The sequence below is a fragment of the Effusibacillus lacus genome, from assembly GCF_002335525.1.
GTDB lineage: Bacteria > Bacillota > Bacilli > Tumebacillales > Effusibacillaceae > Effusibacillus > Effusibacillus lacus.
Window position 1 is genome coordinate 62,839 of record NZ_BDUF01000014.1, and the last position, 14,491, is coordinate 77,329.

The following is a 14,491-nucleotide window of genomic DNA, read 5'->3' on the forward strand; positions in this document are numbered from 1 at the left end:
AATATCCACCCCACATAGCATAAAATTATTCCGAGTAATCTGATTCAATTAATTTGTTATTTATCTCACTCTACACTATCACAGCAGGGGAAACGAAGCAATCAGAATCACTTATACATTGCATAAGTTTTAATGATAATTGGGCAGTAACGCATCTCACTTCAGAAAATATTGTCTCCATTAGTAAAACAACAGCAAAAAGCCCGATCCCAATAAAAAGGAACCGGGCTCATATTCTTTGTCCCTACCGATGCCCAGTAGAATCACAGGAGTCAGTATATAAAGTTGTCCTGTCCCTTTTGCCACTTTTTACACTTCGCAAGGGTCAAAAGCAAGTTTTAGGCACTATTCGGTTTTTTCCAATACACGTCCCGTTTTTCTGTAATTTACAAGCCAAACTCCAGCAAGGACACAGGCGATCCCGCTAATTGTCGCGGGTTTAAGAGTTTCGTTCAGAACAACATACCCTGATAAGACTCCAACTACGGGAACCATCAGCAGCGAGATCGATGCTTTGCTTGCTTCTGATCCGGATAAGATACGAAACCAAAGAACAAAAGCAAACGCCGACCCGACAACTCCAGAAAACAGAATATAGAGAATGGGCAAGGTTCCCCAGTGGCTTTCGGCATGCTCAAAGAAAAACGAATACAGGAAGAGTCCTATAGCCCCTACCACCATCTGCCATGTTGTAAACTGCAGATTATCGCAATGAACCAGCTTCCGCTTGATTATGATATTGGATACTGCCCATGAAACTCCCGATGATAAAGCAAGGAAAAAGGCACCCAGTCCTCCTCCCAAATGCGCATCCAGGGTAAAAAATAACCCTACTGTACCCGCTATCACTCCGATCGCTTTCTGTGTTGTTAACCGCTCCCCCGGGATCAAAAAATGCGCCATGACCGTAAGCCACAGCGGCATGCTGTAAGTGAGAACAGATGTTAATCCGGCGCTGATTTCATTTAAGGACAGTTGTATTGCAATATTAAAGTAGGTGGTCTGCAGGAGACCGCAGACGATCACCCATTTCAAATCCTTTTTACCCGGAAGAGCAATCCTTTTATGCACACAAAAGGCCAGCAGCACCGCCGCACCAAGCCCGAACCTGTACCCTGCAAACAACACCGGGGGAAAAACCGTATTCGCCAGCTTCATAATGACCCAATTAAACCCCCAGATTAAACATAGGATTCCAATCATCCCGTTCATTCTCAGCACCTCTAGATGAGTCTATCAAAATACCTTTCTCTTCAACAACCGGGCTGGGTTTCATCAGTCATAATTTTCGATGATGCAAACCGTAATAAACAGGTCATTTCCCCGCTAAAGGTCGATAGATTACCGCCGCTAGAATAAAAGTTGTCATCACAAGTCCGATTTGTTCCCGTCCCCCCTGAAATAGGCTGTTACAAATATTGGAATCTTGCCCGCCAAGATATATAATTTCATAAAAAAAGCTGCTGAAGCATGCAGCAACAAAATCGCGGTGTCATAACTTGCCGTTACTTGTGATACGGTTCTCCGTATCATTGCTAAGGCGAAATTTTAGGGCACCCTAAAGAAGAGGTGCCCTAATTCATGGAAAGGGGTTCCAACAGCGCTGCGGAGTAAATTCACATTTAGTCAACCTGATGCTTAGATTGTTAGGAGAAGTTGCTTGGTTCCTAAGAACCGAAAAGATTATATCTCCACTTTTATATTTATCTCGTTCTCAATTGCAATCGGCTGATAAATTTCAACATCCTCATTGATTGCTTCGAACGAAACAGCCAAGGCATACGGAACAGTGGCATTCATGTCTCGATTCCAGCCAAGGTGACCGATTACCGCGATGTAGAATGCTTCACGCCATTCATAAGACTTCAAATAAGCCCAATCCTTCTGAACGGTGTTGTCATCCCTCCTAAATCCCTTAATCCTGCCCCAATCACTACGCTTATGGATCATCCATTTTATTGATTCTCGACTCTCGTCAACTACCTCATCAATATACTCATCACCGGACGCCAACTCAATCATTTTCGATACAAAACTTTCCATCGATTCATACCGTTCGCTTGTTTGCCATTCCAGCCATGTTGACAAATATCTTTGCCGATTTCTGCGAGTACGGCGTGGTTGCGCCTTATAAGAAAGCGTGATATCAATGCGAATATCAAACGCGTCTCCAAGTCTACGTAATTCCTCCGGGATTCTAACCTCGTATATATGAACTTGCTTGCCGCTAATCCGTACTTCACCTTGCGTAATCAACGTAATTCGATATGGATTATTTTCAGTCGCTCTCTTCAAATCTGGAACTCCATATCCAATATGTCGCAGAACAGAAGTCGGATCAGGCCAACGACTTGTCCAGTCTGGCCACCTTGCGGACTGTATTAATAATGCCCGATAAAGCAAGGTGGATTCGTCTGGAAACACTCTTTGAATTCCGGCAAGAATATGAGAGACTTTGGGAGCGGCAAAAGAAGTACCAACCTGATCTCTTCCAACTGCACTACCCCCGTACAGATTGGATCGAATTAACTGCGGACTGAGTTCGGGACGGTTCAGAATACGTCTCGGTGTACCGCCATCATGTGCAACGCATCCCCCATATTCTACGACTTCAGGCTTAATGGTCTGAAATATTCCAGGTCCCGTACAAGAATATGCGGAAGGTTCGGATGTTTTGGAAAAACTGTAATAAGGACTTGTTATATCAGCCAGTCCAATAGAACCTACTGTGATTGCTTGCAAACTCTGAGCCGGATTGGCAATCCGGGATGATGGCTCCAATAAATAATCAGGATAATTCCTACCACTGTTCATGTGATCGGCAATCGCCAATCTAATAACCGGTCTTCCTCGGCTGTATAAAGGTAGATTCCCGGCGGAAATGACAAATAATACGTCCTTCTCCCAACTCAACTGATCAATAGCCGCCGCCCAAGCACTCATGTGTACTACTCGGCAAGGGTTTGTGCTATTAATCGAATGGTTGAATATCTTGGTTCTCCTCGGTGAGGAATGAAAATATTCGACAATTTGACGCATCAAAATTGGCTGAAATAATGAGCTCGGCATTCCATTATTGTTATCAAGAACTCTGGCATTCTGAATCCAGATATTATGGTGGACTTGTCCAGATCTCGGAATGTCGCGAGGGTATAAAACCGCACCCGCAACTCTCGTTCCGTGTCCGCCGGGATAATGATCTGCAACATCTGTAGGCGAGTTAATCCAACTTCTTGAGACCGTTTGATCGATAGCTTCTTTCAAATAGATATGTCTTTCTTGAATTCCACTGTCAATGATACAAACTGCCGGAGCATCTTCACTAGGACTGTTAAAGATCAATCCTTCATTGATCGTCTCATCTTGATCAATCTCAACCGGTTCATGCTTTTCAATTCCGTCAACCTCGCTAATATCAAAGACATAGGGATGATTCTCAACTATATCTTTGAACCCTTTTCCTGATATTCTTACTTTCACTGTAAAGCTATCGGGCATGCTGGATAGTAATTCAGGGTTCTCATGAACTGGCCCTGATATAACCTCGCCTTGATAGGAACGAATAATGCGCAGTAATTGATCGTAGCGCTGGTTCATCAATTCATCCCACATGTCATAGATCTCATTCCGCTTCTTGGTCCAAGTTTCCACAGCTCTATTATATGCTACTTCAGATTTATAGCTGCTTCTTCTATTCTTAGGGTGTACAGGCACTTCTTCTGTCCCAAGACATGCTATACCAATTTCGACAACCATCTGATCATAGTCCTTTATGATCGGCCAGTCCCGAAGCAGAGCTTCGGACAGAATTTTCTCACGTCTCCAAGCGACACCTGTTACAATATCCCACAATCCAGCGACCTGATGTTGAGCTCCCGCGGCAAATTTCTCAATTTTCTCTTTAAGAGTCACAAGGGTCAAATCACTGGATGATCCGATTACAAATCCGTCTTCAAACTCCCCAATGACTTCAATCCCATATTTCCTCAGATCTTCGACAGGCAGTTCTCGTGGATCAATTTGCAAAAAAATAGACAACGCTTCCGGCATCTCCGGGAGGTTGTCTAGTTGTCTACGCTGCCTGTTGAGTAACCATTCCTCTGAAACTGCCGATCCTGCTCTACTTAGATGCATTGCATGACTTTCTCGATTATCTCGAAAGTACTGGGTCTGCGTATTTTTCTGAAAATTTCGAGGTTTTTGTTTTTTCACCGGAGCGTCTTTGATCAGTCTTAACTGGATATGCTGGAATGGATTTTGCTGTGACAAACTTATCTCACCCCGTTATGTTCACGAATAGATTGAACCAACACTTCTTGTGAAATTATCTCATCGGCTGATAGTATCACTCGCTTAGCCGCATCTTGAGCAGCTCGGACAATCTGTGCGGCTGATAATCCGGCGGATTCTTGAACTATAATATCCCAATCAAACTCTGTGGTTTGTAATGCCGACAGTGTCATTTGAACTATCTGTTTGATCTCCTCAGCTCCTGGTTTAGGTATCTCAAAAACATCATCAAACCTGCGCCAAACGGCCGGATCCAGTTGATTAGTTAAATTCGTCGCTGCTACAAGCAAGCCAGGAACGTCATATTCATCCAGGAATTGGAGAAAGCTATTGACAACCCGTTTTATTTCGCCAACTTCTTGCCCAGCAGAACGGGATTTCGCGATCGCGTCACATTCGTCGAAAAACAATACACAGGGGCTCTGTGCAGCCGAATTAAATATCTCCCGCATATTCGATGCGGTCTCACCAAGTAACGAGGACACCATCGCATCGAAACGAACTTTCATTAACGGAAGACCATTACTCCAAGCAAGCCTTTGCGCCCCCAATGTTTTCCCGCAACCCGGAGGACCATAGAGCAATATTTTACTTCTTGGTTTCAGTCCATACAGAGCCAGGCGTTCCCGAGCAGCATATTCCTTTTCGATCCGTTCAAATCTTTCCTCTACTGAAGGGGGCAAAATCATCTCATGCTTCAATTGCTCAGGTCCCAAATAGGTAACAAGAGGAGAGTCATTTTTCTTGTTCCTTGGAAGTACACTTAATACGTTCGGCTTGAATTCAAGCACAGCTGCCGATTGAGTGTCCGAAAAACCGGCCAAAGTCGTCTTTAGCTCCTTAGCAAGCGACAAATGACCCTTCTTTTCTTCATCCTGGACAATTTGAGATGCAATCTTTCGCAAGTCCTCATGATTTCCGGAAGATATTGCGCGAAACAGCCGTTTCATCATCGTAGCGTTCACGTTTAACCTCCTTTCCTCGTTCTGTTATTATATGATATTCGTATGAACGTAAGTCTGGTTCATTATGTTTGCTTGCATGGAGGAAGAAGTCAATCTGCCCGGCAGCGCCGGTTTGAGCATTGGGTTCGTGATGATCGACGTCTCAATACTTTCCCAATCACATGGGCGGCAGTTATAAACATAAGGAACTTGTTCCACCTTCACGACTTCGGACGGGATGACTTTCACTGTTTCGAACGTCGGTTCCTCAGCTAAAGGGTTCACTGCAATCTCTACCTCGTTAATTATCAACAGCTGGTCAGGGACGTTTCTCGCTTGAGGCTCCGAACCGCTTGTGCTGGGCAAGGCGGAACTGCACTTCGTACCATTTCACTTTGGTAGAGAGCTCAGCTATCTTCTGTTCTAGCGAGAGACAACGACTCGGCAGTTCTTCAATTGAGTTTGAGATTTCGATCACTGATTTCTCGATCACTGTATTGGCCATGCCTTTTGATTTCGACAAGGAGTGCATGATGTCCTGCACAATATTGAGTAAACATAAGATAAAACGGTGAATGGTGCCCATGTATTGTTATTTTCATCAATATTTTCTCTAAATAATTCAACTGCTTCTTGTATCTCCAAAGTTCTCACTCCCTTATGTGGGATCCGTTCTACTTTTAGCAAAATGCTCGTAAGCGTAACAAGCCTTCGCTGGCTTAACAGCCCGCATGAAAACACCTGCCAAGTGATCTTTGCCCAGTGTGGCCTCACCCCCACCCTCCCCCATGGGGGCGAGTTTCCGCCCCCGGCAAACGTGTAAAGTCAAAAATTCGCCGTTACTTGTGGTAAGGTTCCCCGCGAATAATCCTCATCGCCCGATAAACCTGCTCCAGCAAAATCACCCGCATCATCTGGTGCGGGAAGGTGAACTTGGAGAAGGACAGCTTTAGGTGGGATCTCTGCAAAACAGAGGAATGCAGCCCCAGGGACCCGCCGATGACAAATACCAACGAGCTGAAGCCTTGGCCGGTGATCCGTTCCATTTGTTCCGCCCAGGCTTCCGAGGAGAAAACTTGTCCTTCTATCGCCAAGGCCACGACATAGTCCCGCTCCTTGATCTGGGCCAGGATGCGGGCGGCTTCCTTTGCTTTGATGGCTTCTTCCTGGGCGGGGGAGGCGTTGTCCGGAGTCGGCTCGTCCGGCACCTCCACCATCTTCACTTTGGCATAGGCGCCAAGCCGCTTTTCATATTCGGCCGCCGCTTGTACCCAATACTTTTCTTTCATCTTTCCTACAGCAACTACCGTAATGTTCATACGTCGAAGTCCGCCCGGGTAAGCAGATATGCAGCCGGTTCCCCACAGAATTTGCACTTGGAGCGAGGTTCCTCAAACACTGTTGTTTCTTCGATCAATCGCAATTCCGGCGCTTCTTCATAGGTATCGACGAATTCATCAATTGCAAACTCCACATGTTCCTTGCATGCTGTAATCATGGGTCGCACCTCCGTACCCCAGATATTATATCATTAGCCTTACAGGTTTTTTTAAAGCGACAAACCTGTAGTGTTGCGGTATACTTTAGGGGGAAGTTTACCTTATTTAACTTGAACGCAAGAACCGCAAAAGAGGTGATGCCCATGCACCAGGAAAAAAGAATTGCGGAATTGCTCGGTACTGTGGGAATCCTTCTGGTCACAGCAGCAGAAATCAAGCGGGATATCGAAGTTCTCCAGCAAGACTTTGATAGCCTGAAGCAGGACATGGCTTCTCTTAAGGGAGCCTTGGACCGAATCGAAGAACAGCGCATACTTGCCCAAAGTCCTTATGGGATCGGGCATTTCGGAAGCACAAAAGACGGCGCAACATTAAAGTCCGATAGCATAAGAAACCAACGGATTTTCCGTTTGAATTCAAAAACCGATACATAAGCCCTACAAACCAACGCGCGTTGGGGACGGGGGCAATTCAACAATCTAAGGCCCATGTCACTGACATGGGCCTGCTCCGTTTCCTGTCTTTTTACTTCAGTTCCATCAATGTTACCGAAACCGTATTCTCTTTGTTCTCTCTGTAGAAGGTGACTTGGACGGTGTCACCCGGTTTTTTCGAAAATAGATATTTGCGTAAGTCGAGGAAGGTATGAATCTGCGTATTGTCGATCTTGAAAATCACGTCGCCTGCCTTAAGGCCTGCTTTGTCAGCGGGGCTTCCGGGCGTGACATTGCTGACGACAACCCCGTAGTTAATGGGAAGGCCGGATTTGTAGTTCTCCGGAATGTCTTTGACATCCCATTCCACGCCAACTCCAAGTGCCGGGCGAATCACCTTGCCCTTGGACATCAACTGCTCGATAATCGGTTTGGCTTCATCGATCGGGATGGCGAATCCGAGCCCTTCAATGCCCCGTTCCGCAATCTTGGCGGAGTTGATCCCGATCAACTGCCCTTTAATGTTGATCAGCGCACCGCCGGAGTTCCCCGGATTGATGGCTGCGTCCGTTTGCAGAACCGGCTGTTCATGGACCACACGTCCATTCTGGCCGTAGATCTCCATCATTCGCTTTTTGGCAGAGATGACACCCACCGTTACGGTTTGCTCAAACTCACCCAGCGGGTTCCCGATGGCAATTGCCGGTTCCCCGGTTTGCAGCGCTTCCGAACTGCCCAATTCCACCGGTTTGATCTCTTTGATCTTGTCTGTGGGAACCTGCAGAACCGCCAGGTCGGTCAGTTCATCCGTTCCCAACACTTTCGCCTTGATATGCTCGTCATTGACGATAATCTCCACATCGGAGGCGCCATCCACCACATGGTTGTTGGTCACAATGTGCCCTTGGTTATCGATGATCACACCGGATCCTTTGCCCGCTTCCTGTTTGAGGCCCCGGTTGAAGTACCCTCCTACTTTCTGGATGTTGACAACAGTTACTACCGCCGGTTTCACCCGATTCACCGCGCTTACGATACCCGTTTCCACGTTGTAGGCCACCGTTTGTGACGGCAGCTTTCCGTTGGAAGAAACCACTTGGCTGGCTTCCGGCAATTTGATCACGTTCGCTTTGATCATGGCCGGAACCATCAGCAGGGTGCTGCCTGACCCCACCAAAGCGGCAATTATAACAGATGCCAGCCAGCTTCCGGACCGCTTCCGGGGCTTGGCATCAAAATCGTCATAGAATCCCATACAGAACCTCCCCATCAGGAAATCTGATGCCGTAGTATTCACCACGGCACAGTATCATTATACCGGGCTTTCGATTTATTTCTCAAGGACTCGAAAGCCATTTCCATCAATTGTTCAGAAACGGCGACTTTTCCCATACAAGGTGTTTTTCGCCGCTTAAGGACGGTCATACTATTCTTAACCCTTTGTACAGGAGTGAAACCCTATGAAAAAAAGCCGACTCCCATCTGAGGTCGACTTTCTTGCACAGATCGCCGATCTGAAAAAGGTGGACTACAAGAATACGCTGATTCTGACGGCGCTCATTGATCTGCTGGTGGAAAAAGAGCTCATCAGCCGGCACGATGTCATCCACAAAGCCCAGGTCCTTGACGCGGAGTTGGAAAACTCCATCTCCGAGAAACTGACCCTGCCCCAGCACTAAGAGCAACTATTGCGCCAGGCAAGTCAGACCCAGTTCCGCAGTTCCGCTATGCGCTTATCGGGGTTTGATCTCAAAGAGAGCCGTCGGCTTATTGGGGTGAGTGCGGTGCAGTTGCACTTGCTTGCAAGCCGCATCCAGGATTCCTTGAACCGTCATTTCCGCCAGATCCGGGTAGTTGTTCTCCTGCGACAGATGCGCCAGGAGCACATCCTGTGTATATCCGCTCATAATGTCGATCAACGCCTCACCCGCTGCCTCGTTGGACAGGTGCCCCTTGTCGCTGAGAATCCTCTTTTTCAGATACCAGGGATAGGGACCGACACGAAGCATGTTGATGTCGTGATTGCTCTCAAGTATGTAGGCATCCGAATCCGCAATCGTCTCTTTCACACGGGAGCTCATATACCCGAGGTCGGTTGCCAGGGTCAGTTTGTTGGACCCGTGGTAGAAGACGAATCCGACGGGTTCTCTCGCGTCGTGGGACAGGGGGAAAGGTTCAATCAACAGATCGTCAAACTCCAGCTTGTCCCCCACGGATATGACCTTCCGCTGCTGATCCGGATAGTCTTTCAACAGCCCGTGCAGATCCTGCCACGATCCTTCGGTGGCATAAATCGGCACTTCCAACTGTTCATACCCTTGCTTTCGCCGTTCGCCAGCCACTTTGCGTGCGACCACGCCCACCCCTTTAATATGGTCCGAGTGTTCGTGAGTTATGAGAATCGCATCCAGTTCCGACAAGGATACCGAGATCTCGTTCATGGCCGCTTCAATCTGCTTGCAAGCAACCCCCGCGTCAATCAAGATCCGGGTGTTCTCCGTTTCCACATACACCGCATTCCCTGAACTTCCGCTTGCAAGCACACTAAACCGCAGCATTCCATGTCCTCCTGTTGCCTCATCTCGCCAGTTCCACTTCACCGGTAAAAGCATTCACATAGAAAACTTCCCGATCGCTGAGAATCCGCCACATGGGAATCAGGTACCACTCGTCCGCGTTGAACGGCCGGCTGTAATATCCCAGACGGATCTCATGTATGACCCTATTATCGGTTCTCTTCTCCGATTTGTCCATCTTCTCGGACAGGGATCGCAGAGCGTGAATGGCCGATATCACCTGTTTTTTGCTGCCGCCTTCGCCTGTTACGTCCAATGCCACCTGATGATAGCGCATCACTTTGCCGTTCTGTACAATCACTTCCAATGGGGCGGAGAAAAACGGGTATCCGTTATGGACCTGAAGATAGAGGAGGGACCCGGAACCTTTTCCGTCCTGGATTTTCCGGTCATATTGGTAAACTTCCTTCGGCCAGATCTTGGCAGCAAGCTGGGAAAGCAATTTGTCGCCCCCCTTCTCCTCTTCCATTGGGACAGTCAGATTCAGACTCGACACTCCAACGCTTACTCGCCCCGGACCTTTATACTGAAGAGTGTCCACTTCCCCGATACGCTTTTCCCACTCTTTCTCCGGAGTCGCAAGATAGCGAACCTGCAGGAACCCCAACTCTGGAGTTTGCTTGGGAGGGTCGGTGCGAAGCTCCCAATTCTGGGAGGCCAGTTGGTCCCGGACCTCGGCCAGTTGTTCGGCAAAGGACTGAACATAGCTTGCCTGCTCGGTCCTCATTTTCCAGTACTGATACCCCAGGACGAGATCCAGAAGCAGAAATGTCAAGATGAGATAAGTCTTCGCACGGCTCCAGTCCACCTGCTCACTCTCCCCTTTCCTGCCAGTTCTTGCCGGTCCGGGCATCCAGCAGCCTTATCGGAAGCTTCTCGTGCTGCACCACCCATACGGGTTGCAGCCGGACCTGTCTCCCCTCTTCCTGGACTGCATATGCCAGGAAGATGTCAATGGCACCTTCCCTTGCTGCAGCGGGAGGAGGCAAGATCTCCACGGTCTCTTCCTTTGTTTCCGCCCCGATGTACCGAATGTTGCGCTGCATTTCCATGACCTCATTGCCCTTTAGATCCACTTGAATTCCCGTATCGCGGGGAAGCACCGGTATTCCGTTTCGATACTCGGTGAACAGATATTGCCGGCTGTCCTCGCCCCAACTGGCATGCAGACGGCCGATATAATCGCCCTGCATGCCACCGTGCTCGTTTATGAACGCTACCGCCCGTTGAAAGGAATTGTCCATGTTGGCTGTTTTCGATTGTTTGTCAAAGGGCAGCGTATTGGTGTACCGGATGGTCCTGGAGGTGATTTGGACCGTCCGGTTTCCGTCCGTGACAATCAGCGACCCGTCCCGCTCCTGGATTCTCCGGGTAAGAGTGGGATCGACAAAGAAGGTCCGCCCCAGGGAATCCGCCGGAAGTGTTGCCCATTCGCCTCTGATCACCGGAATCTTGGTTTTCTCATTTAAGACAAGAAACGATTTTGGGTTGCCAGGCTGCTCCACATATTTCGGCAGACTGCCCCATTGGGCCAGTTGGTCGAACAGTCGGGTCTGGCTCCCCAGTTTTCCGCGAAACAGGGGCTGTGAATCGTTCATAAAGACGATATAGCCAACCCCGGCTGTGTCCCGATAGACCGTAATGGATGTCACTTTCATCTGGATGCGGTTGGTTTCCAACAGTTTCAGAATTTGCGAGACTTGCTCTTCATTCAGGGCAAACCCGAATTCAAATTCCAGATACGGGCCCGTACGAATCCCTTGGTTCATCGGTTCCGGAAAGACGACCGCTTCCATTTCCCGTACGGCTGACATCCGCAGTTCGTTCCATGCCTTTTCATAGAGATCGGTAAAGGGGCCTGCAATCCGGTAGGTCTTGTCCTCAAGACGAGCCTGAATCCGGACCGGAAGGAGCATTTCTTCCGCACTTCTGCCAATGCCAAATGCAGGATTGGGAAGAAAACCTCCCTGATCAAGGGATTCAAACACAGGCGTATTGTTCCATAGGCCAACCGACAACACGATTGACAGTGTTACAAGAAAAGCAAGCAAACCGGTTTTGAAAGATTCCATACGTTTGTGCATCTTAAGCGGCCCCCTCCTTCACACGGGGAAGGGTAAAGGTAACAGTTGTTCCCTTGTCGACCACACTTTCGATCCAGATGCTTCCGCCGTGAGCCTCTATGATCTGTTTGGCAATGGAGAGTCCCAAACCGGTACCGCCCAATTTTCTCGAACGGGCTTTGTCGACCCGATAGAAACGCTCAAAGATCCGGGGGAGATCCTTTGCGGGGATTCCAATGCCGGAATCTATTACCTTTACTTCGATCAGCTCCTGTTTGGCAGTTGCGACCAGCCGGATAATGCCTTGAGCAGGTGTGTGTTTGATCGCGTTTGTCACCAGGTTGTCAAGCACCTGGTCCAATTTGTCCGGATCTGCCGCCACCAAGGGAAGTGTGGAGGGTGCCTCCACAAACATGGAAATCTCCTGCTGGCGACATTGAAACGCAAACCGGTCGGCCACATCATCAAGGATCTGTACCAGATTGATATTTTGAAACGTCCACTGCATCTTGCCCGCATCCAGCCGGGACAGCTGCAACAATTCGGTGACCATGCGCACCATTCGCTCCGTCTCGTTTTGAATCACCTGCAGGAACCTTGTCCGCAGGACAGGTTCCTCGGCAGCTCCATCGTTAAGAGCTTCCAGGTAACTTTTGATGGTGGTAAGCGGTGTCCGGATCTCGTGGGACACATTGGCAACAAAATCGCGGCGTGCCTGTTCTTCCCGTTCTTTCTCTGTGATGTCCCGGATCACAATGACAAAGCGGGTAGTTCCTTTCTCTCCCCGGATAGGGGACGCATACGCCTGGAGAATGCTTCCTTTGGGTCCGCGAAAGTGCATCTCCCGTCCGGCCATTAGCGGCAGGGGGGTATTCGGATCTTCTTCCATCATTAACAATTGGGTAATCGGAAGACCTACCGGATCGTCCTCGCATCCGAGCAGTTGCTTGGCAGCCGGATTGATCAGGACGATTTGATTGGAGGAATCCACTGCAATCACCCCATCACTCAGGTGCGTCAGGATCGCCTCCAGTTTCTCCCGTTCCTGTTCGTTCTCATCAAGCGCCCCTTTTAACCGGTACACCAGGTAGTTGAACGTCTCCCCCAATTGCCCGATCTCATCATCGTTTCGTACCTGCACCACCTGATTGAAGTCTCCCCTTGCCATCGCTTTTGCTTTCTTCGTGATCTCCACGATAGGGTTTGTGATGGTGCGGGCCAATGCGACCCCCAGGATGGCGGTTAACACAAGAGCAATCAGAAGACCGGTGTAAAACATCATGTTGAGTTCCTTGATGGTCTTATAGATTTTGCTCATGGGAGCCACCATGTAGACGGCTCCGATCACTTCCGTTTCGTTCTTGATCGGGATGGCCAGAAACGTGTACCGTTGGCCTGATTGCGCATCTTCCCGAATCACTTCGTCCTTGCTGCCCAGCAGAGCCCGGGTCACTTCTGTCCGCAAACGTTTTTGACCAATGGTTGACTTGTCACCGGAAGTGGCCAGAATCGTTCCGTTTTTGTTCAGGACATAGACCTCCGATTCCGAGGCAAAGGAAGTGATCAGGTTGTCAATATCTTTTATCGTCTCCGGAGTCATGTCTTTCTCCATATAACGCTGCAGCTGTGCAGACAGGAATCGGGCCTGTGTGTTGATGGTTGTCGAAAAATTTCCAAGGAAATAGGAGTTCACCGACCGGATGAAATATACCCCGATCAATTGCATCGCAAACAGGATCAACAGCAAGTAGATCAACACCAGTTTCCCGCGAATGCTTCGGAACAAGCGATCTACCTCCTCATACAATATCCGACCCCGCGGCGGGTTAGAATGTACTCGGGATTGCTGGGGTCCGTCTCGATTTTTTCCCGCAATCGCCGGATGGTCACATCCACTGTCCGGATATCGCCCAGGTAATCAAATCCCCACACTTCATGCAGCAAATGTTCCCGGGTCATCACTTTCCCCGGGAAACGGGCCAGGTAGGCCAGCAGTTCAAACTCCCTGTGGGTCAGGTCTACAAGTTCTTCTTTCTTGTACACCTGATAGGTGGAGGTGTCGATCACCAATTCCCCAATAGTATAGCGAGGCTTGGTGAAGGCAATGGGTTCTGCATATTGCCGGCGCAGGTTGGCTTTCACACGGGCCACGAGTTCCCTGGAAGAGAAGGGCTTCGTGACATAATCGTCCGCCCCTATCTCCAGACCGAGTACTTTGTCAATCTCTGAATCCCGCGCTGTCAGGAAGATGATCGGCACATCCAGAAAGGAACGGATCTCCTGGCAGATCTGAAAACCATCTTTCTTGGGCAGCATCACGTCCAGCAAAATCAGGTCCGGTTTCTCGGCGTTGGCCAGTTCTACCGCTTCTTCTCCGTCATTGGCAAGACATACCTCGTAGCCCTCTTTTTCCAAAGTAAACTTCAATATATCAGCAATCGGCAGTTCGTCTTCCACCACCAGAATTTTGTGATTCACACTTGTCACCCTTTCTTGGCATTCCTACCCTCTTATGTACTTCCATTGCGGGTCCAAAATTCCTTCATCCAGAAAACTTTGGCATTTCAAGGACACAAATGGAAAGGTTCATCTACAAGTTCTCCGCTTCAGCATAGGAAGTCGCTGTCTGGCAACACTAATAGAGGGGAAAAATTGGCTTTTCTTAGCCACGACACCTGGTCTGGC

The 14,491-nt window shown here is 48.8% G+C and carries 14 protein-coding genes; 2 read left to right on the forward strand and 12 right to left on the reverse strand.

Annotated features, from left to right (window positions below; genetic code table 11):
- Window positions 1-345 precede the first annotated feature (345 nt).
- From EFBL_RS03645 to EFBL_RS03675, 6 genes are all read right to left on the reverse strand, one after another.
- Entirely contained in the window at window positions 346-1,212 is an 867-nt protein-coding gene (locus tag EFBL_RS03645; protein ID WP_096180778.1) for a DMT family transporter, read from the reverse strand.
- Between the two features lie 471 nt (window positions 1,213-1,683).
- The gene (locus EFBL_RS03650) at window positions 1,684-4,269 is read right to left on the reverse strand and encodes a S8 family peptidase (protein WP_096180779.1); all 2,586 of its coding nucleotides are present in this window, start codon (window positions 4,267-4,269) and stop codon (window positions 1,684-1,686) included.
- Between the two features lie 2 nt (window positions 4,270-4,271).
- On the reverse strand, window positions 4,272-5,255 hold the full coding sequence (locus EFBL_RS03655; RefSeq protein WP_096180780.1) for an AAA family ATPase: 984 nt from the start codon (window positions 5,253-5,255) through the stop codon (window positions 4,272-4,274).
- Between the two features lie 27 nt (window positions 5,256-5,282).
- Window positions 5,283-5,519 carry a hypothetical protein gene (locus EFBL_RS03660; RefSeq protein WP_096180781.1) on the reverse strand — a complete coding sequence of 79 codons (237 nt, stop codon included), beginning with the start codon at window positions 5,517-5,519 and terminating at the stop codon, window positions 5,283-5,285.
- A 554-nt stretch (window positions 5,520-6,073) separates the two neighbouring features.
- On the reverse strand, window positions 6,074-6,553 hold the full coding sequence (gene rlmH / locus EFBL_RS03670; protein ID WP_096180783.1) for a 23S rRNA (pseudouridine(1915)-N(3))-methyltransferase RlmH: 480 nt from the start codon (window positions 6,551-6,553) through the stop codon (window positions 6,074-6,076).
- The gene (locus EFBL_RS03675) at window positions 6,550-6,732 is read right to left on the reverse strand and encodes a CxxH/CxxC protein (protein WP_096180784.1); all 183 of its coding nucleotides are present in this window, start codon (window positions 6,730-6,732) and stop codon (window positions 6,550-6,552) included. Before EFBL_RS03675 ends, rlmH begins: the two co-directional genes overlap by 4 nt.
- A 144-nt stretch (window positions 6,733-6,876) precedes the next feature.
- On the opposite strand from EFBL_RS03675, the gene EFBL_RS03680 reads away from it, so the two are divergent.
- Window positions 6,877-7,167 carry a hypothetical protein gene (locus EFBL_RS03680; protein WP_096180785.1) on the forward strand — a complete coding sequence of 97 codons (291 nt, stop codon included), beginning with the start codon at window positions 6,877-6,879 and terminating at the stop codon, window positions 7,165-7,167.
- A 91-nt stretch (window positions 7,168-7,258) separates the two neighbouring features.
- Here the strand turns inward: EFBL_RS03680 and EFBL_RS03685 are convergent, their stop codons facing one another.
- A complete protein-coding gene (locus EFBL_RS03685; RefSeq protein ID WP_096180786.1) occupies window positions 7,259-8,422 on the reverse strand; it encodes a S1C family serine protease in 1,164 nt (387 codons plus the stop codon).
- A gap of 205 nt (window positions 8,423-8,627) precedes the next feature.
- Between EFBL_RS03685 and EFBL_RS03690 the strand changes: the two genes are divergently transcribed.
- Complete coding sequence (locus EFBL_RS03690; protein WP_096180787.1) at window positions 8,628-8,846, forward strand: hypothetical protein; 219 nt, start codon at window positions 8,628-8,630, stop codon at window positions 8,844-8,846.
- Between the two features lie 54 nt (window positions 8,847-8,900).
- Here EFBL_RS03690 and EFBL_RS03695 read toward each other — a convergent pair whose 3' ends face one another.
- Genes EFBL_RS03695 through yycF form a run of 5 tightly spaced genes read right to left on the reverse strand, consistent with a single transcriptional unit; the run spans window position 8,901 to window position 14,284 of the window.
- Window positions 8,901-9,725 (reverse strand): MBL fold metallo-hydrolase, encoded by an 825-nt coding sequence (locus EFBL_RS03695; protein WP_231705676.1) that lies wholly within the window; start codon window positions 9,723-9,725, stop codon window positions 8,901-8,903.
- A gap of 19 nt (window positions 9,726-9,744) precedes the next feature.
- On the reverse strand, window positions 9,745-10,551 hold the full coding sequence (gene yycI, locus EFBL_RS03700; protein ID WP_165912525.1) for a two-component system regulatory protein YycI: 807 nt from the start codon (window positions 10,549-10,551) through the stop codon (window positions 9,745-9,747).
- A 4-nt stretch (window positions 10,552-10,555) separates the two neighbouring features.
- A complete protein-coding gene (gene yycH / locus EFBL_RS03705; RefSeq protein WP_096180789.1) occupies window positions 10,556-11,827 on the reverse strand; it encodes a two-component system activity regulator YycH in 1,272 nt (423 codons plus the stop codon).
- A 1-nt stretch (window position 11,828) separates the two neighbouring features.
- Window positions 11,829-13,592 (reverse strand): ATP-binding protein, encoded by a 1,764-nt coding sequence (locus EFBL_RS03710; protein ID WP_096180790.1) that lies wholly within the window; start codon window positions 13,590-13,592, stop codon window positions 11,829-11,831.
- Window positions 13,593-13,597: 5 nt separating this feature from the next.
- Window positions 13,598-14,284: a response regulator YycF gene (yycF, locus tag EFBL_RS03715; protein ID WP_096180791.1), complete on the reverse strand. Its 687-nt coding sequence runs from the start codon at window positions 14,282-14,284 to the stop codon at window positions 13,598-13,600.
- Between the last annotated feature and the right edge of the window lie 207 nt (window positions 14,285-14,491).

Bases quoted from the DNA above. Each gene is read 5' to 3' on its own strand.
- yycH (WP_096180789.1), bottom strand. From the start codon at position 11,827: ATGCACAAACGTATGGAATCTTTCAAAACCGGTTTGCTTGCTTTTCTT.
- EFBL_RS03680 (WP_096180785.1), top strand. From the start codon at position 6,877: ATGCACCAGGAAAAAAGAATTGCGGAATTGCTCGGTACTGTGGGAATC.
- EFBL_RS03675 (WP_096180784.1), bottom strand. From the start codon at position 6,732: ATGATTACAGCATGCAAGGAACATGTGGAGTTTGCAATTGATGAATTC.
- EFBL_RS03685 (WP_096180786.1), bottom strand. From the start codon at position 8,422: ATGGGATTCTATGACGATTTTGATGCCAAGCCCCGGAAGCGGTCCGGA.
- EFBL_RS03645 (WP_096180778.1), bottom strand. From the start codon at position 1,212: ATGAACGGGATGATTGGAATCCTATGTTTAATCTGGGGGTTTAATTGG.
- EFBL_RS03695 (WP_231705676.1), bottom strand. From the start codon at position 9,725: ATGCTGCGGTTTAGTGTGCTTGCAAGCGGAAGTTCAGGGAATGCGGTG.
- EFBL_RS03690 (WP_096180787.1), top strand. From the start codon at position 8,628: ATGAAAAAAAGCCGACTCCCATCTGAGGTCGACTTTCTTGCACAGATC.
- rlmH (WP_096180783.1), bottom strand. From the start codon at position 6,553: ATGAACATTACGGTAGTTGCTGTAGGAAAGATGAAAGAAAAGTATTGG.